The sequence below is a fragment of the Phascolarctobacterium sp. genome (genome assembly GCF_045124115.1).
In the GTDB taxonomy this organism is placed as follows: Bacteria; Bacillota; Negativicutes; order Acidaminococcales; family Acidaminococcaceae; genus Phascolarctobacterium_A.
This window is the reverse complement of the sequence record NZ_JBGVLF010000062.1, coordinates 1-21061: the sequence shown is the minus strand read 5'-3', so window position 1 is coordinate 21061 and position 21061 is coordinate 1. Positions and strand designations below refer to the sequence as shown.

Sequence of the window (21061 nt, the reverse complement as noted above, 5' to 3'; positions counted from 1 at the left end):
AATGCCAAGAACAGCAGCAACCTTCGTACGCATCATAGGGATAAAGGAAGCTAACTTAGGCCGTTGGGCAATAATAGTCACGTCCACATTATTAACCTGCCAACCACCCTCATGGAGCAAAGCAACGACATGCTCCGTCAGCTTCATGCTGTCTGCGCCTTTATAGCGTGCATCCGTATCAGGGAAATGCTTGCCAATGTCGCCCAAGGCTGCAGCCCCCAAAAGGGCATCCATAAGTGCGTGGAGGGCAACGTCCGCATCACTATGCCCTAAAAGCCCCAGCTCATAAGGCACTTCCACTCCGCACAAAATCAGCTTCCGTTCTGCCACCAACTTATGTACATCATAGCCACAGCCTACACGGAACTGAGGGAAAACTACTTTACTTTCCATCTTCATTCTCCTGTTGTGCCAAAAGATAGGGCGCTAAAGCCAAATCCTCCGGCGTTGTAATCTTGATATTTTCGTAACGGCCTAGAGCGACTACCACCTTATGACCTAACAGCTCCACTACGGAAGCATCGTCCGTCACGGCCGCAGGATGCTGCGCCAAATGGTTATAAGCATCTTTGAGCAATTTTGCTGTAAAAATTTGCGGTGTCTGCACTGCCTGCAGAGTGCTGCGCTCCGGCGTTGCTACTACAACGCCACCGGCATCCACCACCTTGATGGTATTCTTCACCGGTACTGCCGCGATGGCTGCTCCATGCGCCCGGGCTGCAGCCAAAGTACGGGCGAAAACCTCACGTCCTGCAAAGGGACGAGCGCCATCGTGGACGGCAATGTAATCCGTTGCTGCAGGCACTGCAGCTAAAGCGTTCATCACGCTGTCCTGGCGTTCCTTGCCCCCTGCAACTACTGTAAAACCAAGCTTCGGAAAATACTCTTCTTGGTACTTTATCAAAAGAGCTTTACCAGCATCTACTTCCGCAGGCGCAAAAACAACCACAGCAAAATCAACCACTCCTGTTTTTGCCAACATTTTCAGACACTGTACAATTACAGGAGCGCCTCCCAAATCAGCAAAAGCTTTGTTATAGCCTAAGCCCATACGCTTGCCTGCTCCCGCTGCAGGCACAACTGCTGTTAACATCTTATCACTTCGCTTTCGCAAAAATCATACGTCCTGCAGCAGTTTGCAGCACGGAAGTAACAATTACAGGAACACTATTGCCAATAGCGTGACGCCCATTTTCTACAACAATCATGGTGCCATCATCTAAGTAGGCAACTGCTTGATTGGCTTCCTTGCCTTCTTTTACAAGGTAGACGTTCATTTCTTCCCCTGCCACAACAACAGGTTTAATAGCGTTAGCAAGCTCATTAATATTGAGTACCTTTACGCCTTGGATGCCGGCAATCTTGTTCAAGTTGTAGTCATTAGTAATAATATCAGCCTTCGCCTGTTTAGCCAGACGTACTAATTTAGCGTCTACGCCTTCCAAGTCAGCGTAGTCATTATCAACGACCATAACCTGTTCCTTGTAGCTGATCTGCAAATCCTGTACCAAGTCCAAACCACGACGTCCTTTAGCACGCTTGATAGCATCAGCAGAATCGGACAACTTTTGCAGCTCTTCCAAAACAAAATTGGGTACAACCAGCATACCATCCACAAAGCCTGCTGCCATAATATCCATAATACGTCCGTCGATAATTACACTGGTATCCAAAAGTTTGTTATTGCTATACAAACGGTCGCCCAAAGGCCCCTGCAGCACATCTTCTTCCACTTCTTCGGGCTTAATAGCTCTCCGATTAGGAATGCGGTTGAAAAAGCTTACAATATCATTGTGCTTGCGTAATGCCAATTTAGCACCAACAACTGCAAGAACCAAGCTTAAAGCAATAGGAATGAAGGGTCCTACGATGGGCAGATGGGAAAAAGGCCCACCAATCAGATTGGCCAAAATCAAACCAATGCCAATACCAAAAACCATAACCAGAATATCACTGGTAGGTACTTTGGACAAAGACGTGGTCATGCCCTCGGCATAGTTAAAAATAATATTGGTAATAAAGGGAGCCAATACCAAGGACAGCCAAAAAGCCACAAACAGGCCAGGCAACCACAGAATAATATTGGCAAAAGTGATACCAAACATGCCATTACCATGTAAATCGTAGCCTAAGTATTCCGACACTGACGGCAAAAAGTAGTTAATAAATATGAGTCCGGATATAATAATGATGAGGGAAACCGTTAGACTAACAAATTTTCTTAACATCCTGTTTCCTCCTTTCTTCATAAATTCTGATGTCAGATAGAACATACTACTACATCTATTATATAATACAGCGAGAGCACGAAAAAAACAAGCCATTACACAAAAGTATCACACTTATGAACTTTTAAAACATATCTACTTGAATCTGGCTAGCTTTGACATTATTATAATGCTGTAGTAAAATTAAGTAAAATGTTTTATTTTGATTTTAGTAATAATATTTTTTGATATTAGGAGAACAGTTATGGATTTTGATTTTTATCGTAATTTTGTTGTAGTTGCAGAAATGGGCAATATCAGTGCCGCGGCCAAACGTCTTTCCATAGTTCAGCCCGCTCTCAGCGCCCAAATCAAAACGCTGGAAAAATACTACAACATCCAGCTTTTCAAAACCAGCCGCGGCAAACGCCACATCGAACTGACGGAAGCAGGCGAAGCCTTTCTGCAGCAGGCACGGCAAATGTGCGCCACAGAAGATGACATTAACCTGACCATGCAATCTTTTAGCAAGCAGGCCAGCGGTACGCTCCGCTTTAGCGTTTCCCACGTGCGCAGCCAAGATTTTTTAGAGCAGTACGTCATTCCCTTTGCTAAAGATAATCCGCAAATCACCTTCCAATTCCACGAAGCTACCGTAGCAACGCAAATGAAACAGCTTTATAAAGGCTTGGTGGACTTTGCCTTTTCCAACGCCCCCATCCCCCATAGCGAAGATATCATTACTCTGCAGGTAGCAACGGAATCCATTTATGCCTTCTACCACAAAGAAATACCTGTACCGTGGACCGAGAATAACGCCATTACCCCTAGCCAATTAGAAAACCTGCCTATCTGCTGTAATTACGGCAGCTACGGCTTATTACGCAGTGTCTGCAGGGAGTACGGCGTGCAGCCAAAGGTTGCCTTTATCGCTACTACTGCCAGCAATGCTTTGATTTTTGCTGCCCAAACCCATACAGTAGCAGTTATCGCCGCCCTAGAAGACGACATCGTTCCCCCTGATGTTATCCGTGTTCCTATCAACGATATCAAACTCGCATTTCCCCAAAGCCTGTACTGGAGCACTAGGCATAGTCTTTCCCCTGCTGCCAAACTTTTCTTGGAGCATTTCAAAAATAATCTTTCTGCCACAAGTAAATAAGCACAGAAAAGAGGCTGGGACAAAACCAGTCATAGTTGCCATATCCCTAGACGAATCATTGCGATTTTAGCTCATGAGTGCTTAGAATCACAGAAGTGAAGCGAACCGAAAAGAAACTTGTTTTGCGAACAAAATCGGCCGCGAATCTTCGCTGTGATTCTGCACGAAATGAGCGTTAAGAAATCGCACGTGAGTCGAGATATGGTAACATGACCTAACATGTCCCAGCCTCTTGAGTTTTGAGTTTTGAGTTTATAGTGCTTAGATGATACCGCGAATCTTCATTGCTTCTACCAAGCTGTTCAAAGCAACGATATACGCAGCAACACGCATATTAACCTTGTATTCTTCAGCCTTCGCATGTACTTCTTTGAAAGCTTTAACCATCATTGCCGTTTGCTTTTCAATGACTTCTTCTTCACACCAGAAATAACGATACAAGTTCTGGACCCATTCAAAATAGCTTACAGTTACGCCACCGCCATTAGCGAGGATATCAGGCACTACCATAATGCCTTTAGCATCAAGGATAGTATCTGCGTCCGGAGTAGTGGGACCATTAGCGCCTTCCGCAATAATTTCCGCTTGTACAGCATCAGCATTTTCTGCCGTAATTTGCAGTTCCATAGCGCAAGGAGCCAAAACCGTAACCTTCAAGGCTAACAATTCAGCATTAGTGATGGGCTTGCTACCAGGATAATCAACTACGCTGCCTGTTTTCTTCACATGCTCGTCCACTGCGTAGCAATCAAGTCCATCAGGGTTATAAATCGCGCCGTAAACATCGCTGACAGCAACAACCTTTACGCCTGCGTCACAGAACAGTTTGGCAGTCCAGCTACCTACATTGCCAAAACCTTGTACTGCAGCGGTAGCATCAGCAGGAGCAATGCCTTTCAGTTTCAATGCTTCCAACGCAGCAACTACAACGCCGCGACCGGTAGCAGCAGTACGCCCCAAGGAACCGCCTACAGCAATAGCTTTACCTGTAATAAAGCCAGGTTCATATTGACCTTTCAGCTTGCTGAACTCGTCCATCATCCATCCCATAATCTGCGCATTGGTATTCATATCAGGCGCGGGAATATCCATCTTTTCACCAATAATAGGAGCAATCTTGTCAATAAAACCGCGCGTCAGTGCTTCCAATTCGCGTTTGGAAAGTTTAGCCGGATCAACAATAATACCGCCCTTGCCACCGCCATAGGGCAAGCCTGCTACTGCGCATTTACAGGTCATCCAGAAGGCTAAGGTCTTTACCTCATCCATATTCACATTTTGATGATAGCGCACACCGCCCTTGGCAGGACCTAAAATGGTACTGTGCTGGCTACGGTAGCCAGTGAAAACCTTGGTAGTGCCATCATCCATTTTTACGGGAATAGCAACTTCCAACGTACGTTCCGGAGCTGCAATGATTCCTGCTGCGCCTGCGTCAAGATGCATAACTTCGATAGCCTTATTTAACGGAATTTGTGCCATCTCAAAAATGTTCATAATCGTGCCTCCTTTACAATGGAATCTTCGTGACTCCCTTTAGTAAGTATATTATAACTTGTATACATTATACTTGTAAATAGAATTTTTTGTAAAATTTTCACTATTATTCAAGTTTTCGGTATATATAGTATATGCTAATTGTAAATCAGACACGCTTATTATTGGTTAATCGGTAAACTCCTCATAGACACTGCCAAAGTCAATCCCACCAATTACCTTACCTTTGTACATAGCACGAATGGCAGCTTCGCCCTCCTCCATATGTTTAGAAGTAATGCCATAGCGACGGGACAGCCACACTTCTACAAAAGCAGCTAAATTATCACACGCCTTGAGCACAGTGCCATCAATAGCATGGAAACCGGGATGATTGTATTTAACGTTGATTTCCTCAATTGTAGTCATTACTACCTTGCCATCAATTTTTACGCGGTTCGTAAATTCATTTTGCGTATAGTAGATAATATCTTCATGCCAACTATAGGGCAGCAAAGGAAGAATTTTCTCCGCTACCAACCGTTCTTCAATTTTCTTGATCAGTTCATCTAAGCCGGGCACGCTACGCTTTACCGGGCTTATAATATCGCGGGTCAAAACCTCCGGTAGATCGTGGAACAAACCTGTAAGGAAATCGCCTACAATACGCTCATCGCAAGCGCCCAGCTTTACTGCGCAGAAATACCCCATAATAGCTACCAAAAGTACATGCCCCATTACAGAGGTTTCCGGTACCCGTGGAGATTGCGCCCAACGCTTTTGGAACCGCAATTGGCCGACTAAATCAATAAATTTGCTACTTTTACCATTCAATGCTAATTTTTTCACAGCAGCCAAATCATAATGATCCTCTAATTCATTATCAATAAGTGCTTTCGTATCTTCGCTACCATAAATGCCTTCATTAAAATGGTAAATAATTTCAAATTCCCATTTAGTTGCCAAATAATGGGCAGCACGCAACAACTTCTTCTCCATAGCGCTATAGGAGGCATCTTCAAAATAATTACGCATTTTGTCCATAAACTCAGGCTCAATATCAGGAATACGACGGCGTATTTCTTCAAAGACCCACGCATTCAGTTCCTTGCCATATATGCGCATCATTTCATGGAAAATCGGCGGTTTAATATCTGTCAGCACGTTGCGCTGCATAAACTCGAAAATTCCGCCTTCAATTAGTCTGCGCCAATCAATCTGCGCCCCATGGTCATCTTCTTCATGACGAGCCAGTACATAGACAATCATCATCTTATGAGCCTGCTTATCCAACTCTGTAAAGCCACCGGGACGAATGTGCTCGTTCCACCGCTGGATATGGGCAGCCTCATACAAAAATTCTATAAAACTCTTTCTCAGCATGAAATCAACTCCTTTGCTAGCATCCAATAGCTAAAAAGCATTTATCTTTTTCCTTATACTCTAATTATAACAGCATCCTGTACATTTATTATACCATAAGTATAGAAAAAAGCAGGAACCGTAAAGTTCCTGCTTAATGAGTGCAGATAAAAAGAAAAAGCAGGAACCGAAGTTCCTGCTAATTGTATGCTCTGATTAGATGAGCTCGATGATAGCCATTTCAGCAGCATCGCCGCGACGGGGACCTACTCTGTAAATACGAGTGAAGCCGCCTTGTCTGCCTTCATATTTCGGAGCGATTTCTTCAAACAGTTTCTTGGTAACAGTTTCGTCAACCAGTACTGCCAGAACCTGACGACGAGCGTGCAGGTCATTGCGTTTAGCCAAAGTGATCAGCTCAGCGGAATGCTTTGCTACTTCTTTAGCTTTGGTAATGGTGGTTTCGATTCTACCATATTTGAAGAAGGAAGTTAAAATGCTGCGAAACAGAGCTTTACGGTTGCTGGAATTACGACCCAGTTTTCTGTATGCCATGTACTTCTGACCCCCTTATTTATTCTTCGTCACTTTTAGCCAAGCTCAAACCCATTTCGCTAAGTTTCTTCTTAACTTCATCCAAGGATTTGCGGCCCAAGTTACGAACTTTCATCATGTCTTCTTCGGTTTTCAAAATCAACTCATCAACGGTGTTGATACCGGCACGACGCAAGCAGTTGTTGCTGCGTACGGACAGGTCCAGATCGTCGATAGAAATTCCATGTCCCGGTTTATCGGGGCTCTTACCATCTTCCGGTTCGGAATCGCCGTTTACGCTGATAGACGGAGTATCAGTGTCACCGGTATGGAACAACTTGAGATAATCGATTAAGATGCCAGAAGCCATATTTACAGCTTCATCAGGCATAACGCTGCCGTCAGTCCAAACTTCCAGAGTCAGTTTGTCATAGTTGGTTACGTTGCCAACGCGGGTATCGTTAACAGCAAATTTTACTCTGGTAATAGGAGAGTAAATGGAGTCAACGGGAATAATGCCAATCGGTTGATCCGGTTGTTTATTTTTATCCGCAGGAACATAACCCAGACCTCTATCAACATGGATTTCCATGTTGAAGACTGCGTCCTTATCCAAAGTCGCAATGTGCAGCTCAGGGTTCAAAATCTCTACATCGCTGTCAGCAATAATATTTGCTGCAGTAACTTCCTGTTCACCAGAACATTCAATGCGCAGGACTTTTTCCTCTTCGCCTTCCATTTTCAGGCACAGAGCCTTGATGTTCAGGATGATGTCAGCAACATCTTCACGAACACCGGGAATAGTAGCAAACTCGTGCAGTACACCGTCAATTTTGACATAGGTTACTGCGGCACCCGGCAGGGAGGACAGCAATACACGACGCAGGCTGTTGCCCAGCGTGATGCCGTAGCCTCTCTCCAGCGGCTCCCAAACAAATTTGCCATAGCGACCATCTTCGCTGATTTCAGCTGTAACCATCTTAGGTTTTTCAATTTCAATCATTCGGAAAGCCTCCTTCTTTCGCGTATTACCACAATACGTCTCTCAGTGGGTGGCACAAGATGTTCACTAATTATTTAGAGTACAATTCAACGATGAAGTGCTCTTCAATAGGAACATCAATTTCCTCACGAGTCGGGAAACGATCTACTTTGCCGCTGAGGTTAGCAGCATCCAGTACCAGCCAAGCCGGAACTGCTTTAGTAGCCAAGGTTTCGTCCATGCCTTTGAAATATTCTTTAGCACGGCTGTTTTCCATTACGCTGATAACATCGCCAACTTTAATCAAAGCGGAAGGAATGTCCAAACGTTTGCCGTTAACAGCAATGTGGCCATGTCTTACGATTTGACGAGCTTGACGACGGGTGTTTGCCAAGCCCAGGCGGAAAACAACGTTGTCAATTCTTCTTTCCAGAAGGATCAGCAGGTTTTCACCGGTGATGCCTTCCATCTTTTTAGCTTTATCATAGTAGCCACGGAATTGTTTTTCCAGGACACCATAGATAAATTTAGCTTTTTGTTTTTCAGTCAACTGAATGCCATACTCGCTTTTCTTTCTGTTTTGGCGTTTAGCTTGACGGTTAGATTCCTTGCTAATGCCCAGAAATGCGGGAGACAGGCCCAAAGATCTGCATCTTTTCAGGACAGGCGTTCTATCAATTGCCATCTAGGTACACCTCCAATTATACTCTTCTGCGTTTCGGCGGACGGCAGCCATTGTGCGGAATCGGAGTAACGTCTTTAATGGAGTTAACTTCGAGACCTGCAGCTTGCAGAGCGCGGATAGCAGCTTCACGACCGGCGCCGGGGCCTTTTACATATACTTCAACGGATTTCAAGCCATGTTCCATTGCAGCTTTGGTTGCTTCTTCAGCAGCCATTTGTGCAGCAAACGGAGTGCTCTTACGGCTGCCACGGAAACCGAGACCGCCTGCGGATGCCCAGCTCAAAACGTTACCTTCAGTATCGGATAAGGTAACAATAGTATTATTGAAGGTGGAGCGGATGTGTGCTACACCGTTAATGATATTTTTGCTAACTTTCTTTTTGTTGCGAACAACTTTCTTGCCAGCCACTGGTTTATCCCTCCCTCGCTAATTATTTCTTTTTGCCTGCAATAGTACGTTTCGGACCTTTACGGGTGCGGGCATTGTTTTTAGTGTTTTGACCACGAACGGGCAGACCCATGCGGTGTCTACGACCACGATAGGAGCCAATTTCGATTAAACGTTTAATGTTCAGGGATTCTTCACGACGAAGATCACCTTCTACTTTATAATCGCTATCCAAAGTTTCACGAATCTTGGAAACTTCTTCTTCAGTCAGATCACGAACGCGAGTGTCCGGATTGATACCGGTTTTAGCTAAGATTTCACGAGAGAGAGTCAGGCCGATACCGTAAATGTACGGCAGTGCATACTCAATGCGTTTATCTCTCGGCAGATCGACACCAGAAATACGTGCCATTAATGTGCACCTCCTTCTTAACCTTGTTTTTGTTTATGTTTCGGGTTTTCGCAAATTACCATTACATGGCCTTTACGTTTAATGACTTTGCATTTTTCACATATTGGCTTAACAGACGGTCTTACTTTCATAATTTAAACCTCCTCTTTGCCTGTTTGGTTATTTATACCGATAAGTAATTCTTCCACGATTGAGGTCGTACGGAGTAAGCTCCACGGTAACCTTATCACCAGGCAAAATCTTGATGAAGTTCATACGAATCTTACCGGAAATGTGTGCGAGAATTACGTGACCGTTTACCAGTTGTACCTGGAACATAGCATTGGGAAGAGCTTCAAGAATTGTGCCTTCAACCTCAATTACATCCTGTTTGGACACAGCTTTACCTCCTTATTTGCTACATCCGAGACTAGCCTTAACGTCGGCGTAAACTTTATCAATAGCTTGCAGGCCATTGATATCTTTGAATAAGCCTTGTTTAGTGTAGTACTCGATCAACGGTTCAGTTTGTGCATGGTATGCATGCAGACGATTCTTTACGGTTTCCTCTTTATCATCATCACGTTGATAGAGGTTGCCGCCGCACTTATCGCAAACGCCTTCAACTTTAGTAGGATTGAAGCTTACGTGGTAGGTAGCGCCGCAGGATTTGCAGATGCGGCGACCGGTTACACGGCCAACCAGTTCAGAGTCAGGAACTGCGATATTAACAACACCGGTCAATTTAATGCCCAGGTCTTTCAGGATTCCGTCCAGAGCAACTGCTTGCTCTGCAGTACGCGGGAAGCCATCTAAAATGAAGCCATTTGCACATTCGGGTTTGGACAAGCCTTCACGAACGATGCCAATGGTTACGACGTCGGGGACTAAGCCGCCAGCGTCCATGTATCTTTTTGCCTCTTTACCAAGTTCAGTGCCTGCTTTAACAGCTGCACGGAACATGTCACCTGTAGAGATGTGAGGGATTTTAAATTCATCAATGAGTCTTTCTGCTTGAGTGCCTTTACCAGCACCCGGAGGTCCCATTAAAAGAATGTACATTCTGAATTCCTCCTATTTCATAAAGCCGTGATAATGACGCATCAGTACCAGAGACTCTATCTGCTTCATAGTATCCAATGCAACGCCGACTACGATCAAAAGAGCAGTACCGCCGAAGTATATACCATCGATGCGGGTAATCCAACCAATAACGTGAGGCATAAGCGCGATTAAAGAGAGGAAGATAGCGCCTGCCAAAGTTATTCTGGACATTACTCTGTCAAGATAATCTGTTGTAGGCTTACCGGGACGTAAGCCGGGAATAAAACCACCGTTCTTCTTGATGTTATCAGAAAGATCGTTGATGTTCAAACTTACTGCAGTATAGAAGTAAGTAAAGAACAAGATCATCAGAACGTACAAGGTGGTCTGCAAGGGGCTGCCCCATTCGAACCACTTGCCCATGGTCTTAACCCAAGGCACATCCACAAACTGAGCGATAGTCACAGGGAACATCAACACAGAAGATGCGAAGATGATAGGAATAACGCCTGCTTGGTTAACCTTTAAAGGAATATAGCTTGTATGACCGCCATATGCTTTCTTGCCTACAACACGTTTTGCATATTGAACGGGGATCTTGCGAATACCTTGGGAAATAATGATTACAAAAACAATCATTGCCAAAGCAATAGCCGCGAACAAGATAACATTCAAAATGTTGACCGTGCCTGCTTGTAAATATTGGAAAATTATCTTCAAGCCATCCGGCAGTCGGGATACGATACCGGCAAAGATAATCAAGGAAATACCATTGCCGACACCCTTAGCAGTAATCTGCTCGCCGATCCACATGAGGAAGACCGTTCCTGCAGTAAGCGTCAAAGCAATCAGCAGAACCGACATGATTCCGGGGTTATTGATTGCCATGCGCAGGCCCCAGGCCATGCCGCAGGCTTGGACAAACGCCAAAGCCACCGTCAGCATACGAGTCAGCTTTGTCGTTTTCTTATAGCCTTCTTCGCCTTCCTTGGACCATTGTTCCAAGGTCGGTACAACCACCTTCAACAGCTGCAAAATAATTGAAGCATTGATATATGGGGTAATACTCATAGCAAAAATTGAGAATTTGCTCAAGGCGCCACCGCTGAACATATCCAGCAATCCGAAGAGGTTACCGCTACGGAAAAGCTGTTCAATGACAGATGCGTTAACGCCAGGAACAGGTATATGTGTTCCAGCCCTGAATACGATGAACATGGCGAGAGTAAATATAACTTTTTGCCTGAGTTCTGTAATCTTAAATATGTTTGCGAGGGCTGCTAACACTTTAGATCACCTCAATCTTACCGCCTGCTGCGATGATTTTTTCTTCAGCGGATTTGCTGAAGCCCATAGCTTGAACGGTAAGCTTTTTGGTTAATTCACCATTGCCGAGAATACGGATACCGTCGCGAATGTTTTTAACGATACCTTCTTCGATGAGCATTACGGGTTCAACAACGGTGCCGTCTTCAAAACGATTGAGTACGGAAACGTTGATTTCAACATAATCTTTACCAAATTTATTGTAGAAACCGCGTTTAGGAAGACGCAGGTACAAAGGTCTTTGACCACCTTCGAAACCAGGGCGTTTAACGCCGCCGGAACGGGATTTTTGACCTTTTTGGCCTTTGCCGGAGGTCTTGCCCAGACCGGAGCCCAAGCCACGACCTACGCGAACTGCTACACGTTTAGATCCCGGAGCGGGAGACAATTCATGTAAATTCATCTTCAGTACACCTCCTTGTCTTACGCTTCTTCAACTTTCACGAGATGTTCTACTTTATGAATCATGCCGCGAATAGTCGGAGTATCTTCTTTAACTACGCTAGTATTAATTTTGCCTAAGCCCAAAGCTTTAACGGTTGCACGTTGATCTTTCGGGTAACCGATGAGGCTGCGGGTCAGGGTAACTTTAATTTGTGCCATGACAAATTCCTCCTTAGCCCAACAATTCTTCTACGGTTTTACCACGCAGAGCTGCAACAGACTCAGCGCTCTTCAAGGATTTCAAACCTTCGATGGTTGCACGAACCATGTTGTTCGGGTTGGAAGAACCTTGAGATTTGGTCAGGATATCACGAACGCCTGCCAATTCCAATACGGCACGAACGGGGCCGCCTGCGATAACGCCGGTACCTTCGCTAGCCGGTTTCAGGAATACACGGCCTGCGCCGAATACGCCGATGATTTCATGAGGAATGGTGGTGCCTACCAGAGGAACGCTAACCATGTTTTTCTTAGCGTCTTCTACGCCTTTACGGATAGCTTCAGGAACCTCTGCAGCTTTACCCAGGCCCATGCCTACATGACCATTTTCATCACCTACAACAACAAGTGCAGCGAAGGAGAAACGACGTCCGCCTTTAACAACCTTAGCAACACGGTTGATGAAAACGACTCTTTCTTGTAATTCGTTTTCTTTATTTTCGAAGTTCGCCACTTTATTTCCTCCTTCTCTTAGAATACCAGGCCAGCTTCGCGAGCAGCTTCAGCCAAAGCAGCTACACGGCCGTGGTACAGATAACCACCGCGGTCGAATACTACTTCTTTAACGCCTTTAGCCATAGCTTTCTCAGCGATTGCTTTGCCTACAGCTTTAGCAGCCTCAATGTTGCCGCCGTAGTTTTCTTTCAAACCTTTTTCAACGGTGCTAGCAGCAGCGATGGTTTCGCCGGTTGCGTCGTTAATTACCTGTGCATAAATGTTGGACAGGGAACGGTATACGTTCAGACGCGGTCTTTCTGCAGTACCGATAATATATCTACGAGAACGGAGATGACGTTTTTGACGTTTCTCGTTTTTATCAACTCTGTTAAGCAAGAGTTTCACTCCCTTCTTTTAGAAATTATTTCTTGCCTTTAGCGCCAGCTTTACCGATCTTACGACGAACATGTTCGCCTTCATAACGGATACCTTTACCTTTGTAAGGCTCGGGCGGACGCAAAGTACGGATATCAGCAGCAACAGCGCCTACAACTTCTTTATCAGCACCACTTACAACGATCTTGTTCGGAGCGGGAACTTCAAAAGTAATACCAGCAGGCGGCTCTTTTACTACCGGGTGAGAGAAGCCCAGAGTAAAGTTGATGTTGTTGCCTTGTTTAGCAGCACGGTAACCAACGCCTTGGATTTCCAAGGTTTTGCTGAAGCCAGCGGTTACGCCTACGATCATGTTGTTAATCAGGGTACGAGACAGACCATGCATAGCACGATTTTCTTTTTCATCGTTCGGGCGTTCAACAGTCAGAACACCGTTATCCAGGGTCAGTTTCATGTTTTTATTGATTTGGCGAGCCAGTTCGCCTTTAGGACCTTTAACGGTCACATAGTTGTTTTCAATAGTAACTGTTACACCAGCGGGAACAGTAATTGGCATCTTACCAATTCTAGACACGTACGAGCACCTCCTATCCTTAAAGTATTACCATACGTATGCAAGAACTTCGCCGCCCAAGCCTGCTTTACGAGCAGCTTTGTCGGTCATCAAGCCTTGGGAAGTAGAAATTAATGCAATACCCAGACCTCCGAGGACTCTAGGCAGTTGGTCTTTTTGAGAGTAAACTCTCAGACCGGGTTTGGAAATACGTTTAATACCGGAGATAACCTTCTCTTTATTTGCACCGTATTTCAGGCTAACTTTGATTACGTTTTGCTTGTTGTCAGCAATAACTTCGAAATCTTTAATGAAACCTTCAGCTTTCAAAATTTCTGCAATAGCAACTTTGATTTTGCTGCCGGGGATTTCAACTCTATCATGATGAACTGAATTTGCGTTACGAATACGGGTAAGCATATCAGCAATCGGGTCGGTCATTACCATACTTAAATACCCTCCTTCCTTGTTGTCTGTCTTACCAGCTTGCTTTAGTTACGCCCGGAATAGCACCTTTGTAAGCATATTCACGGAAGCAGATACGGCAGAGGCCAAATTTACGCATATAGCCATGAGGTCTGCCGCACACTTTGCAGCGGTTATAATGGCGAACTTCGAACTTAGGCTCGCCTTTCCATTTTTCGATCAGGGCTTTTTTAGCCACGGTATTCCCTCCTCACTTATGCGCCGAACGGCATTCCGAGGAGTTTGAGCAATTCTCTAGCTTCCTCGTCAGTCTTAGCGGTAGTTACAATGATGATATCCATGCCACGAACTTTATCGATCTTATCGTATTCGATTTCCGGGAAAATCAATTGTTCTTTCAGGCCCAGTGCGTAGTTACCACGGCCGTCGAAAGCAGTAGCGCTAACACCGCGGAAGTCACGTACGCGCGGAAGAGCGAGATTCATCAGTTTATCAAGGAAATAGTACATACGGTCGCCACGCAGGGTAACTTTAGCACCCAGAGGCATGCCTTGACGTACTTTGAAAGCTGCGATGGATTTCTTAGCTTTGGTAATAACAGGTTTTTGACCTGCGATTTGAGTCATATCAGCAACTGCGGACTCCAGAGCCTTGCTGTTGCCAACTGCTTCGCCAACACCCATGTTGATGACAACTTTCTCGATTTTAGGGATTTCCATTACATTTTTATATTGGAATTTGTCTTGCAAGCCTTTAACAGCTTCGGACAAATATTTTTCTTGCAATCTGGTCTTTGCCATTCAAGTATTTCCTCCTTTCCCGGAAAATTATTTATCGATTACTTCACCGCATTTTTTGCAAGCACGAACGGTTTTGCCGGCAACCTCGGTCATTTTTACGCGAGTAGCTTTTTTGCAAGCCGGGCATACAACCATAACTTTGCAGGAAGCGATGGGAGCTTCTTTAGTAATAATGCCGCCTTGAGGATTTGCCTGAGACGGTTTGGTATGACGTTTTACTTGGTTTACGCCTTCTACAACCACTTTGGCTTTCTTAGGCAGAGCTTCAACGATCTTACCTTGCTTGCCTTTATCCTTGCCGGACAGTACAAGAACGGTATCGCCTTTTTTAACATGCAGCTTTACAGCATTTGCCATGTCAAGAACACCTCCTTATAGTGCGTTATACGAATTTCTTACAGCACTTCCGGTGCCAGAGAAATGATTTTCATGAAGTCTTTATCACGCAGTTCGCGGGCAACAGGCCCAAAAATACGAGTGCCGCGCGGGCTCTTGTCGTCTTTAATGATAACAGCTGCGTTTTCGTCGAAACGGATGTAGGAACCGTCTGCACGACGAACGCCCTTAGCGGAACGAACAACAACTGCTTTAACTACGTCGCCTTTTTTTACAACGCCACCGGGTGATGCATCTTTAACAGCACATACGATAACGTCACCGATATTAGCATATTTACGGTAAGAACCGCCTAATACACGGATACACATAACTTTCTTAGCGCCAGTGTTATCACCAACATTAAGGATAGTTTGTTGTTGTATCATGGATTTCCCTCCCTTGCCGGTCTATACTACGGCAATTAATTATTTTGCACGCTCTAAAATTTCAATAACGCGCCAGCATTTATCTTTGGACAGCGGACGAGTTTGCATAATTTGAACTACGTCGCCGATATGTGCTTCGTTATTTTCGTCATGAGCTTTAAATTTAATAGTATGTTGTACGCCTTTTTTGTACAGCGGATGCTGAACGAAACGTTCTACTGCAACTACTACAGTTTTCTGCATTTTATCGCTGACAACTTTACCAATACGGGTAACACGTGCGTTTCTTTCTTCGGTCACGACTGTTTCCTCCTTGTTATACTTCAAAACAGTTAAGCCTTGAGCTCACGTTCACGCTGGATTGTTTTGATACGGGCAATGGATTTCTTTACTTCACGAACCTTAGTCGGGTTTTCACATTGACCGGTTGCCATTTGAAAACGCAGATTGAAGAGTTCTTCTTTCAAATCTGCCAATTTGGTGTCTAACTCAGCAGCAGACAATTCACGAATTTCTGTTGTTTTCATTAAGCTTCACCACCCTTTTCTTGTGCGGCAGCTTCAGCTTCCTGTTGTGCTTTGGTCACAAATTTGCATTTGATCGGCAGTTTGTGGCTAGCGAGACGCATAGCTTCCTTAGCAACTTCTTCGCTTACACCGTTCATTTCGAACAGAACGCGACCAGGTTTAACTACTGCTACCCAGTACTCCGGAGAACCTTTACCGGAACCCATACGAGTTTCAGCAGGTTTTGCAGTAATAGGTTTGTCCGGGAAAATTTGAATCCAAACTTGACCGCCACGTTTGATGTAACGGGTCATTGCAATACGTGCAGCTTCAATCTGACGGTTGGTAACCCAAGCGGGTTCCAGTGCTACCAGACCGAAATCGCCATGAGCGATTCTGTTACCACGCATAGCACGGCCGGTCATACGACCTCTATGTTGTTTACGATGTTTAACTCTCTTCGGTAATAACATGTCTGATTATGCCTCCTTTGCCGGAGCAACTTTAGCTGCTTCTTTGCTTTCAGGAAGAACTTCGCCCTTGTAGATCCATACCTTAATGCCGATGCGGCCATAGGTGGTATGAGCTTCTGCAGTGCCATAGTCGATGTCAGCACGCAGAGTATGCAGAGGAATGCTGCCTTCACGATAGGATTCGCTACGAGCGATTTCAGCACCGCCCAGACGACCGCCGCAGGTAATTTTGATACCTTTAGCGCCCATACGCATGGTACGGCCAACGCATTGTTTCATTGCACGACGGAAAGCGATGCGGCGTTCCAGTTGAGCTGCAATGTTCTCTGCAACCAAGGTTGCGTCCATATCCGGGGTTTTAACTTCTACGATGTTGATGTCGATAGCGCTTTCAGTCATTTTCTTCAGGTCGGATTTCAGCAGTTCGATGTTGCTGCCTTGACGACCGATTACCATACCAGGTTTTGCAGTATGGATGGAAATGCGGGCTTTATTGGATGCGCGTTCGATTTCTACTTTAGAGATACCAGACAGGAACAGTTTTTCTTTAATGAACTCACGGATTTTAATATCTTCTAACAAGAATTTTTCATAGTCTTTGTCAGCGTACCATTTGGAATCCCAGCCTTTGATAACGCCAACACGGAGACCATGCGGATTAACTTTTTGACCCACTATCTTTTCCCTCCTTCTGACGGGATATTATTTTTCTTTAACAGCTACGGTTACGTGGCTAGAACGTTTCAGGATTTTGAAAGCCTGTCCACGGGAACGGGGATGAATACGTTTCATGGTCGGGCCTGCATCTACGAAGCAGGAGGATACGATCAGGTTATCCACGTTCATGTCAAAGTTATGTTCTGCATTAGCTACTGCACTGCGCAGAACTTTTTCGATTACCTCAGAACCAACCTTCGGGGTGTATTTGAGGATAGCGAATGCTTCACCAACGGACTTGCCGCGGATCAGATTGATTACGATGCGCAGTTTGCGCGGAGCAATGCGGATATATTTAGCAACTGCCTTTGCTTCCATTCTTTATTTCCTCCCTTCCCCTTATTTTAAACCGGTGGTCTTATCTGCGTGACCTTTGTAAGTACGAGTCGGAGCGAATTCGCCCAATTTGTGGCCTACCATATCCTCGGTGATGAACACGGGAACATGTTTGCGTCCGTCATGAACCGCAATGGTGTGACCAACGAAAGACGGAAGAATAGTAGAGCTGCGAGACCAGGTCTTCACAACTTTTTTATCATTAGCGGCATTAAGCGCGTCAATCTTTTTCAAAAGACTTGCATGGACATAAGGTCCTTTTTTAACTGATCTGGACACTAGGTTAGCCTCCTTTCCTTATCCTGCTTAATTATTTGGTTCTGCGTTTCAGAATTAACTTAGTAGAAGCTTTCTTCTCTTTACGGGTGCGAGTACCGAATGCACATTTACCCCAAGGAGTAACAGGACGCTTACGACCAACAGGGGAGTGGCCTTCGCCGCCGCCGTGCGGATGGTCGTTCGGGTTCATTACAACGCCGCGGTTAGCAGGACGGATGCCCATCCAACGAGAACGGCCAGCTTTACCAATGCAGATGTTTTCAGCATCGATGTTGCCTACCAGACCGATGGTTGCACGGCAGTTGATGTGTACTTTACGGATTTCGCCGGAAGGCAGACGCAGCAGAGCATAATCGCCTTCTTTTGCCATCAGCTGAGCACTGGTACCAGCACTACGAGCCATTTGGCCGCCCTTACCGATTTTCATTTCTACATTGTGCACGGTGGTGCCCAAGGGAATGTTTTTCAGGGGCAGGCAGTTACCGGTTTTGATATCTGCGTCTGCACCGCTTACTACGGTATCGCCAACCTTCAGGTCCAGCGGAGCGATGATGTAACGTTTTTCGCCGTCAGCATAGTTGATCAGAGCGATACGAGCGTTACGGTTAGGATCGTATTCAATGGTAGCAACTTTAGCGGGGATACCGTCTTTATTGCGTTTGAAGTCAATGATACGATATTGTCTTTTGTGGCCGCCGCCTTGGTGGCGAACAGTCATCTTACCGGTATTGTTACGGCCAGCATGTTTTTGCAGTTTTTCAACAAGCGGGCGGTAAGGCTTGTCAGTCGTAATCTCTTCGAAGGCAGACACAGTAATAAAGCGTCTGGAAGGAGAATACGGATTAAAGCTTTTAATAGCCATTTTCTTGACCTCCTATTATACGTTAATTACATTCCTTCGAAAAGGGGAATCGTATTGCCTTCAGCAAGCTTCACGATTGCTTTCTTATAATCGGAACGTTTGCCAACATATTTACCCATGCGTTTGGTTTTGCCCATTACGCGGATAGTGTTAACATTCACTACTTTTACGCCAAAGATTGCTTCAACAGCTTGGCGGATTTCTACTTTGTTAGCTTCCAGGGGAACTTGGAAGGTGTATTTGTTTTCTTGCATCATTTGAGAGGTTTTCTCGGTGATGATGGGGCGAATCAGTACGTCGCGATGATTAGCAGCCATTATGCGAGCACCTCCTCAATTTTTTCTACAACATCTTTAGCCAGGAATACCTTGTTGCTGTTCAAGATATCGAAGCAGTTCAGGCCCATGTTGGTGATGGTGGTTACTTTCGGCATGTTGCGTGCGGAAAGAGCAACGTTTTCGTTGGAACCATCGGTGATGATCAGGGCTTTCTTTTCAGCAGCTTCGAAAGCTTTCAGCATGGAAGCTACTTGTTTGGTTTTGGGAGCGTCGAAAGCCAAGCCTTCAACTACTACCAGTTCACCTGCTGCTACTTTAGCAGACAGTGCGCAGCACAGAGCTAAACGACGAGCTTTGCGAGGCATTTTCTTTGCATAGCTGCGGGGTTGGGGACCGAAAGTGGTGCCGCCACCTACCCAAACAGGAGAACGGTTGGAACCGCAACGTGCACGACCGGTACCTTTTTGTTTCCAAGGTTTGCGGCCGCCGCCACGAACAAGACCACGGGTCTTGGTTGCGGAAGTACCTTGGCGTTGGTTAGCCAGTTGCATAACAACTGCTTGATGAACAACAGCTTCGTTGAACTCAGCGCCAAATACGGAATCATTTAATTCTATTTCACCGGCAACTTGACCGGCCAGATTATATACTGATAACTTCGGCATTAGAAGCATCCTCCTTTCTTTCGCTTATCTTATTTGTTCGGTTTTACGGTTTCTTTAATTACTACGTAAGAACCGGTAGCACCAGGGATGGCACCTTTAACCAGAATAAGATTACGTTCTGCGTCAACCTTAACAATGGTCAGACGTTGAACGGTTACATTTTGATTGCCCATACGGCCAGGCAGTTTTTTGCCTTTGATTACGCGGCCGCCAGGACCAGAATGCATGGGGCCCATAGAACCGGGTTCACGATGAGATTTGGAACCGTGTTTCATAGGTCCGCGAGAGAAATTATGGCGCTTAATAGTGCCTGCAAAGCCTTTGCCGCGGGATACGCCGCTTGCATCGATCAGTTCACCAGCTGCGAAAATGTCAGCGGTAACTTTTTGACCGATTGTATATTCAGAAGGAGCAGACAGACGCAATTCTCTGACAAACTTAACCGGCGCTACGCCAGCTTTGTCAAAATGGCCTTTCATAGGTTTGGTGGTATGTTTTTCTTTCATTTCACCAAAACCAAGTTGAACAGCGTTGTAACCATCTGTTTCTTCGGTTTTGTTTTGAAGTACAACGCAGGGGCCTGCTTCTACAACAGTTACAGGGATCAGTCTGCCGTCAGCTTCAAAAATTTGGGTCATGCCCAGTTTCTTGCCTAAGATACCTTTAGCCATTATTGCACCTCCTCCTTACAGTTTAATTTCGATATCTACACCAGCGGGCAGATCAAGACGCATCAGAGCGTCAACAGTCTTAGCGGTGGGTTCCAGAATGTCAACAAGTCTTTTGTGAGTACGCATTTCGAATTGCTCACGAGAGTCTTTGTTTACATGGGGGGAACGCAGAATAGTGTAAATGTTCTTTTCAGTAGGAAGGGGAATCGGACCGGAAACTTGTGCACCGGTACGTTTTGCAGTTTCTACAATCTTGCTAGCACTTTGATCCAGTGCTTTGTGGTCATACGCTTTCAGGCGTATTCTAATCTTTTGAGACTTAGCCATTAAAAAATATCCTCCTAAAATCGCCCAGTTTCTATGAACGGACATACTCCGTGAAAATCTCCCTGTCTAACAGGCAAGCAACCTTTCACATCATCGCAGGGCCATACCAACAAACATAAGAATATGAGGGGAGTATCATCCCCCCTCATATATCAGGGATCTAACTTAAAATTTTACCAATTAGACCGGATTATTTCTCTTCAACTTCGGAAACAACGCCAGCGCCAACGGTACGGCCGCCTTCGCGGATAGCGAAACGCAGACCTTTTTCAATAGCGATCGGGGTGATCAGTTCTACTTCCATGGTTACGTTATCGCCAGGCATTACCATTTCTACGCCTTCAGGCAGT

36 protein-coding genes and 1 pseudogene are annotated in these 21061 nt (G+C 45.3%); 1 reads left to right on the top strand and 36 read right to left on the bottom strand.

Annotation, left to right across the window (positions count from 1 at the left end):
* From ispF to ACJMM4_RS09180, 3 genes are all read right to left on the bottom strand, one after another.
* Positions 1 to 393, bottom strand: a 393-nt coding sequence (ispF, locus tag ACJMM4_RS09190) for a 2-C-methyl-D-erythritol 2,4-cyclodiphosphate synthase (RefSeq protein WP_405384142.1), incomplete at its 3' end; no start/stop codon positions are given.
* Positions 383 to 1093 (bottom strand): 2-C-methyl-D-erythritol 4-phosphate cytidylyltransferase, encoded by a 711-nt coding sequence (gene ispD / locus ACJMM4_RS09185; RefSeq protein WP_405380558.1) that lies wholly within the window; start codon positions 1091 to 1093, stop codon positions 383 to 385. The genes ispF and ispD, both read right to left, overlap by 11 nt.
* A 4-nt stretch (positions 1094 to 1097) precedes the next feature.
* Positions 1098 to 2228 carry a PIN/TRAM domain-containing protein gene (locus ACJMM4_RS09180; protein WP_405380556.1) on the bottom strand — a complete coding sequence of 377 codons (1131 nt, stop codon included), beginning with the start codon at positions 2226 to 2228 and terminating at the stop codon, positions 1098 to 1100.
* Between the two features lie 244 nt (positions 2229 to 2472).
* Between ACJMM4_RS09180 and ACJMM4_RS09175 the strand changes: the two genes are divergently transcribed.
* Entirely contained in the window at positions 2473 to 3369 is an 897-nt protein-coding gene (locus ACJMM4_RS09175) for a LysR family transcriptional regulator (protein WP_405380554.1), read from the top strand.
* Positions 3370 to 3630: 261 nt separating this feature from the next.
* Here ACJMM4_RS09175 and ACJMM4_RS09170 read toward each other — a convergent pair whose 3' ends face one another.
* The 33 genes and pseudogenes from ACJMM4_RS09170 to tuf all read right to left on the bottom strand — a co-directional run.
* Positions 3631 to 4866, bottom strand: coding sequence for a Glu/Leu/Phe/Val dehydrogenase (locus tag ACJMM4_RS09170; RefSeq protein ID WP_405384140.1), 1236 nt, complete (start codon positions 4864 to 4866; stop codon positions 3631 to 3633).
* Between the two features lie 168 nt (positions 4867 to 5034).
* Complete coding sequence (locus tag ACJMM4_RS09165) at positions 5035 to 6228, bottom strand: HD domain-containing protein (protein ID WP_405384138.1); 1194 nt, start codon at positions 6226 to 6228, stop codon at positions 5035 to 5037.
* 195 nt (positions 6229 to 6423) lie between these two features.
* Positions 6424 to 6762: a 50S ribosomal protein L17 gene (gene rplQ / locus ACJMM4_RS09160; RefSeq protein ID WP_405380548.1), complete on the bottom strand. Its 339-nt coding sequence runs from the start codon at positions 6760 to 6762 to the stop codon at positions 6424 to 6426.
* Positions 6763 to 6781: 19 nt separating this feature from the next.
* Positions 6782 to 7744, bottom strand: a complete 963-nt coding sequence (locus ACJMM4_RS09155) for a DNA-directed RNA polymerase subunit alpha (RefSeq protein ID WP_405380546.1) — start codon at positions 7742 to 7744, stop codon at positions 6782 to 6784.
* 70 nt (positions 7745 to 7814) lie between these two features.
* Entirely contained in the window at positions 7815 to 8408 is a 594-nt protein-coding gene (gene rpsD / locus ACJMM4_RS09150; RefSeq protein ID WP_405380544.1) for a 30S ribosomal protein S4, read from the bottom strand.
* A gap of 16 nt (positions 8409 to 8424) precedes the next feature.
* Entirely contained in the window at positions 8425 to 8817 is a 393-nt protein-coding gene (rpsK, locus tag ACJMM4_RS09145; RefSeq protein WP_405380542.1) for a 30S ribosomal protein S11, read from the bottom strand.
* Positions 8818 to 8839: 22 nt separating this feature from the next.
* Positions 8840 to 9208, bottom strand: coding sequence for a 30S ribosomal protein S13 (gene rpsM, locus ACJMM4_RS09140; protein ID WP_320867693.1), 369 nt, complete (start codon positions 9206 to 9208; stop codon positions 8840 to 8842).
* A gap of 17 nt (positions 9209 to 9225) precedes the next feature.
* On the bottom strand, positions 9226 to 9339 hold the full coding sequence (gene rpmJ / locus ACJMM4_RS09135; RefSeq protein ID WP_004092858.1) for a 50S ribosomal protein L36: 114 nt from the start codon (positions 9337 to 9339) through the stop codon (positions 9226 to 9228).
* Positions 9340 to 9367: 28 nt separating this feature from the next.
* Positions 9368 to 9586, bottom strand: a complete 219-nt coding sequence (gene infA / locus ACJMM4_RS09130) for a translation initiation factor IF-1 (protein ID WP_299448655.1) — start codon at positions 9584 to 9586, stop codon at positions 9368 to 9370.
* A 12-nt stretch (positions 9587 to 9598) separates the two neighbouring features.
* Positions 9599 to 10249, bottom strand: a complete 651-nt coding sequence (locus tag ACJMM4_RS09125; RefSeq protein WP_405380538.1) for an adenylate kinase — start codon at positions 10247 to 10249, stop codon at positions 9599 to 9601.
* Between the two features lie 12 nt (positions 10250 to 10261).
* Complete coding sequence (gene secY / locus ACJMM4_RS09120; protein ID WP_405384136.1) at positions 10262 to 11518, bottom strand: preprotein translocase subunit SecY; 1257 nt, start codon at positions 11516 to 11518, stop codon at positions 10262 to 10264.
* Position 11519: 1 nt separating this feature from the next.
* A complete protein-coding gene (gene rplO / locus ACJMM4_RS09115) occupies positions 11520 to 11960 on the bottom strand; it encodes a 50S ribosomal protein L15 (RefSeq protein WP_405380534.1) in 441 nt (146 codons plus the stop codon).
* A gap of 20 nt (positions 11961 to 11980) precedes the next feature.
* Positions 11981 to 12160, bottom strand: coding sequence for a 50S ribosomal protein L30 (gene rpmD / locus ACJMM4_RS09110; protein ID WP_299448651.1), 180 nt, complete (start codon positions 12158 to 12160; stop codon positions 11981 to 11983).
* A gap of 13 nt (positions 12161 to 12173) precedes the next feature.
* A complete protein-coding gene (gene rpsE / locus ACJMM4_RS09105) occupies positions 12174 to 12674 on the bottom strand; it encodes a 30S ribosomal protein S5 (RefSeq protein ID WP_405380531.1) in 501 nt (166 codons plus the stop codon).
* 17 nt (positions 12675 to 12691) lie between these two features.
* The gene (gene rplR, locus ACJMM4_RS09100; RefSeq protein WP_405380529.1) at positions 12692 to 13054 is read right to left on the bottom strand and encodes a 50S ribosomal protein L18; all 363 of its coding nucleotides are present in this window, start codon (positions 13052 to 13054) and stop codon (positions 12692 to 12694) included.
* Between the two features lie 25 nt (positions 13055 to 13079).
* Positions 13080 to 13628: a 50S ribosomal protein L6 gene (gene rplF, locus ACJMM4_RS09095; protein WP_405380527.1), complete on the bottom strand. Its 549-nt coding sequence runs from the start codon at positions 13626 to 13628 to the stop codon at positions 13080 to 13082.
* Positions 13629 to 13655: 27 nt separating this feature from the next.
* Entirely contained in the window at positions 13656 to 14054 is a 399-nt protein-coding gene (gene rpsH, locus ACJMM4_RS09090) for a 30S ribosomal protein S8 (RefSeq protein WP_293728732.1), read from the bottom strand.
* Positions 14055 to 14085: 31 nt separating this feature from the next.
* Positions 14086 to 14271, bottom strand: coding sequence for a type Z 30S ribosomal protein S14 (locus ACJMM4_RS09085; RefSeq protein ID WP_009145398.1), 186 nt, complete (start codon positions 14269 to 14271; stop codon positions 14086 to 14088).
* A 16-nt stretch (positions 14272 to 14287) separates the two neighbouring features.
* Positions 14288 to 14833, bottom strand: a complete 546-nt coding sequence (gene rplE, locus ACJMM4_RS09080; RefSeq protein WP_405380524.1) for a 50S ribosomal protein L5 — start codon at positions 14831 to 14833, stop codon at positions 14288 to 14290.
* Positions 14834 to 14860: 27 nt separating this feature from the next.
* Entirely contained in the window at positions 14861 to 15190 is a 330-nt protein-coding gene (rplX, locus tag ACJMM4_RS09075; protein WP_405380522.1) for a 50S ribosomal protein L24, read from the bottom strand.
* 38 nt (positions 15191 to 15228) lie between these two features.
* Positions 15229 to 15597, bottom strand: a complete 369-nt coding sequence (gene rplN / locus ACJMM4_RS09070; RefSeq protein WP_405380520.1) for a 50S ribosomal protein L14 — start codon at positions 15595 to 15597, stop codon at positions 15229 to 15231.
* A 39-nt stretch (positions 15598 to 15636) separates the two neighbouring features.
* Positions 15637 to 15897: a 30S ribosomal protein S17 gene (rpsQ, locus tag ACJMM4_RS09065; RefSeq protein ID WP_293728727.1), complete on the bottom strand. Its 261-nt coding sequence runs from the start codon at positions 15895 to 15897 to the stop codon at positions 15637 to 15639.
* Positions 15898 to 15929: 32 nt separating this feature from the next.
* Positions 15930 to 16124 (bottom strand): 50S ribosomal protein L29, encoded by a 195-nt coding sequence (gene rpmC / locus ACJMM4_RS09060; protein WP_405380518.1) that lies wholly within the window; start codon positions 16122 to 16124, stop codon positions 15930 to 15932.
* Positions 16124 to 16576, bottom strand: coding sequence for a 50S ribosomal protein L16 (gene rplP / locus ACJMM4_RS09055; RefSeq protein ID WP_405380516.1), 453 nt, complete (start codon positions 16574 to 16576; stop codon positions 16124 to 16126). Before rplP ends, rpmC begins: the two co-directional genes overlap by 1 nt.
* A gap of 6 nt (positions 16577 to 16582) precedes the next feature.
* Positions 16583 to 17251, bottom strand: coding sequence for a 30S ribosomal protein S3 (rpsC, locus tag ACJMM4_RS09050; RefSeq protein ID WP_405380514.1), 669 nt, complete (start codon positions 17249 to 17251; stop codon positions 16583 to 16585).
* 27 nt (positions 17252 to 17278) lie between these two features.
* On the bottom strand, positions 17279 to 17611 hold the full coding sequence (rplV, locus tag ACJMM4_RS09045) for a 50S ribosomal protein L22 (RefSeq protein ID WP_405380512.1): 333 nt from the start codon (positions 17609 to 17611) through the stop codon (positions 17279 to 17281).
* A 21-nt stretch (positions 17612 to 17632) separates the two neighbouring features.
* Entirely contained in the window at positions 17633 to 17908 is a 276-nt protein-coding gene (rpsS, locus tag ACJMM4_RS09040) for a 30S ribosomal protein S19 (RefSeq protein WP_405380510.1), read from the bottom strand.
* Positions 17909 to 17939: 31 nt separating this feature from the next.
* Positions 17940 to 18770: a 50S ribosomal protein L2 gene (rplB, locus tag ACJMM4_RS09035; RefSeq protein WP_405380508.1), complete on the bottom strand. Its 831-nt coding sequence runs from the start codon at positions 18768 to 18770 to the stop codon at positions 17940 to 17942.
* A 26-nt stretch (positions 18771 to 18796) separates the two neighbouring features.
* Positions 18797 to 19087: a 50S ribosomal protein L23 gene (gene rplW, locus ACJMM4_RS09030; protein WP_405380506.1), complete on the bottom strand. Its 291-nt coding sequence runs from the start codon at positions 19085 to 19087 to the stop codon at positions 18797 to 18799.
* Positions 19087 to 19713: a 50S ribosomal protein L4 gene (gene rplD, locus ACJMM4_RS09025; RefSeq protein WP_405380504.1), complete on the bottom strand. Its 627-nt coding sequence runs from the start codon at positions 19711 to 19713 to the stop codon at positions 19087 to 19089. Before rplD ends, rplW begins: the two co-directional genes overlap by 1 nt.
* A gap of 29 nt (positions 19714 to 19742) precedes the next feature.
* A complete protein-coding gene (gene rplC, locus ACJMM4_RS09020; RefSeq protein WP_405380502.1) occupies positions 19743 to 20384 on the bottom strand; it encodes a 50S ribosomal protein L3 in 642 nt (213 codons plus the stop codon).
* Between the two features lie 15 nt (positions 20385 to 20399).
* On the bottom strand, positions 20400 to 20711 hold the full coding sequence (gene rpsJ / locus ACJMM4_RS09015) for a 30S ribosomal protein S10 (RefSeq protein ID WP_293556161.1): 312 nt from the start codon (positions 20709 to 20711) through the stop codon (positions 20400 to 20402).
* A 190-nt stretch (positions 20712 to 20901) separates the two neighbouring features.
* Positions 20902 to 21061: pseudogene (gene tuf, locus ACJMM4_RS09010) on the bottom strand (elongation factor Tu); the annotation flags it as partial.

Bases quoted from the DNA above. Each gene is read 5' to 3' on its own strand.
- rpmJ (WP_004092858.1), bottom strand. From the start codon at position 9,339: ATGAAAGTAAGACCGTCTGTTAAGCCAATATGTGAAAAATGCAAAGTC.
- rpsD (WP_405380544.1), bottom strand. From the start codon at position 8,408: ATGGCAATTGATAGAACGCCTGTCCTGAAAAGATGCAGATCTTTGGGC.
- rplD (WP_405380504.1), bottom strand. From the start codon at position 19,713: ATGCCGAAGTTATCAGTATATAATCTGGCCGGTCAAGTTGCCGGTGAA.
- ACJMM4_RS09165 (WP_405384138.1), bottom strand. From the start codon at position 6,228: ATGCTGAGAAAGAGTTTTATAGAATTTTTGTATGAGGCTGCCCATATC.
- rpsJ (WP_293556161.1), bottom strand. From the start codon at position 20,711: ATGGCTAAGTCTCAAAAGATTAGAATACGCCTGAAAGCGTATGACCAC.
- rplP (WP_405380516.1), bottom strand. From the start codon at position 16,576: ATGTTATTACCGAAGAGAGTTAAACATCGTAAACAACATAGAGGTCGT.
- rpsM (WP_320867693.1), bottom strand. From the start codon at position 9,208: ATGGCACGTATTTCTGGTGTCGATCTGCCGAGAGATAAACGCATTGAG.
- rplW (WP_405380506.1), bottom strand. From the start codon at position 19,087: ATGGCTGCTAATCATCGCGACGTACTGATTCGCCCCATCATCACCGAG.
- ACJMM4_RS09175 (WP_405380554.1), top strand. From the start codon at position 2,473: ATGGATTTTGATTTTTATCGTAATTTTGTTGTAGTTGCAGAAATGGGC.
- ACJMM4_RS09125 (WP_405380538.1), bottom strand. From the start codon at position 10,249: ATGTACATTCTTTTAATGGGACCTCCGGGTGCTGGTAAAGGCACTCAA.
- rplN (WP_405380520.1), bottom strand. From the start codon at position 15,597: ATGATACAACAACAAACTATCCTTAATGTTGGTGATAACACTGGCGCT.
- rplB (WP_405380508.1), bottom strand. From the start codon at position 18,770: ATGGCTATTAAAAGCTTTAATCCGTATTCTCCTTCCAGACGCTTTATT.
- rplO (WP_405380534.1), bottom strand. From the start codon at position 11,960: ATGAATTTACATGAATTGTCTCCCGCTCCGGGATCTAAACGTGTAGCA.
- rpmD (WP_299448651.1), bottom strand. From the start codon at position 12,160: ATGGCACAAATTAAAGTTACCCTGACCCGCAGCCTCATCGGTTACCCG.
- rpmC (WP_405380518.1), bottom strand. From the start codon at position 16,124: ATGAAAACAACAGAAATTCGTGAATTGTCTGCTGCTGAGTTAGACACC.
- ACJMM4_RS09170 (WP_405384140.1), bottom strand. From the start codon at position 4,866: ATGAACATTTTTGAGATGGCACAAATTCCGTTAAATAAGGCTATCGAA.
- ACJMM4_RS09180 (WP_405380556.1), bottom strand. From the start codon at position 2,228: ATGTTAAGAAAATTTGTTAGTCTAACGGTTTCCCTCATCATTATTATA.
- rplC (WP_405380502.1), bottom strand. From the start codon at position 20,384: ATGGCTAAAGGTATCTTAGGCAAGAAACTGGGCATGACCCAAATTTTT.
- rplX (WP_405380522.1), bottom strand. From the start codon at position 15,190: ATGGCAAATGCTGTAAAGCTGCATGTTAAAAAAGGCGATACCGTTCTT.
- ACJMM4_RS09155 (WP_405380546.1), bottom strand. From the start codon at position 7,744: ATGATTGAAATTGAAAAACCTAAGATGGTTACAGCTGAAATCAGCGAA.
- rplE (WP_405380524.1), bottom strand. From the start codon at position 14,833: ATGGCAAAGACCAGATTGCAAGAAAAATATTTGTCCGAAGCTGTTAAA.
- rplV (WP_405380512.1), bottom strand. From the start codon at position 17,611: ATGGAAGCAAAGGCAGTTGCTAAATATATCCGCATTGCTCCGCGCAAA.
- ispD (WP_405380558.1), bottom strand. From the start codon at position 1,093: ATGTTAACAGCAGTTGTGCCTGCAGCGGGAGCAGGCAAGCGTATGGGC.
- rpsH (WP_293728732.1), bottom strand. From the start codon at position 14,054: ATGGTAATGACCGACCCGATTGCTGATATGCTTACCCGTATTCGTAAC.
- rplQ (WP_405380548.1), bottom strand. From the start codon at position 6,762: ATGGCATACAGAAAACTGGGTCGTAATTCCAGCAACCGTAAAGCTCTG.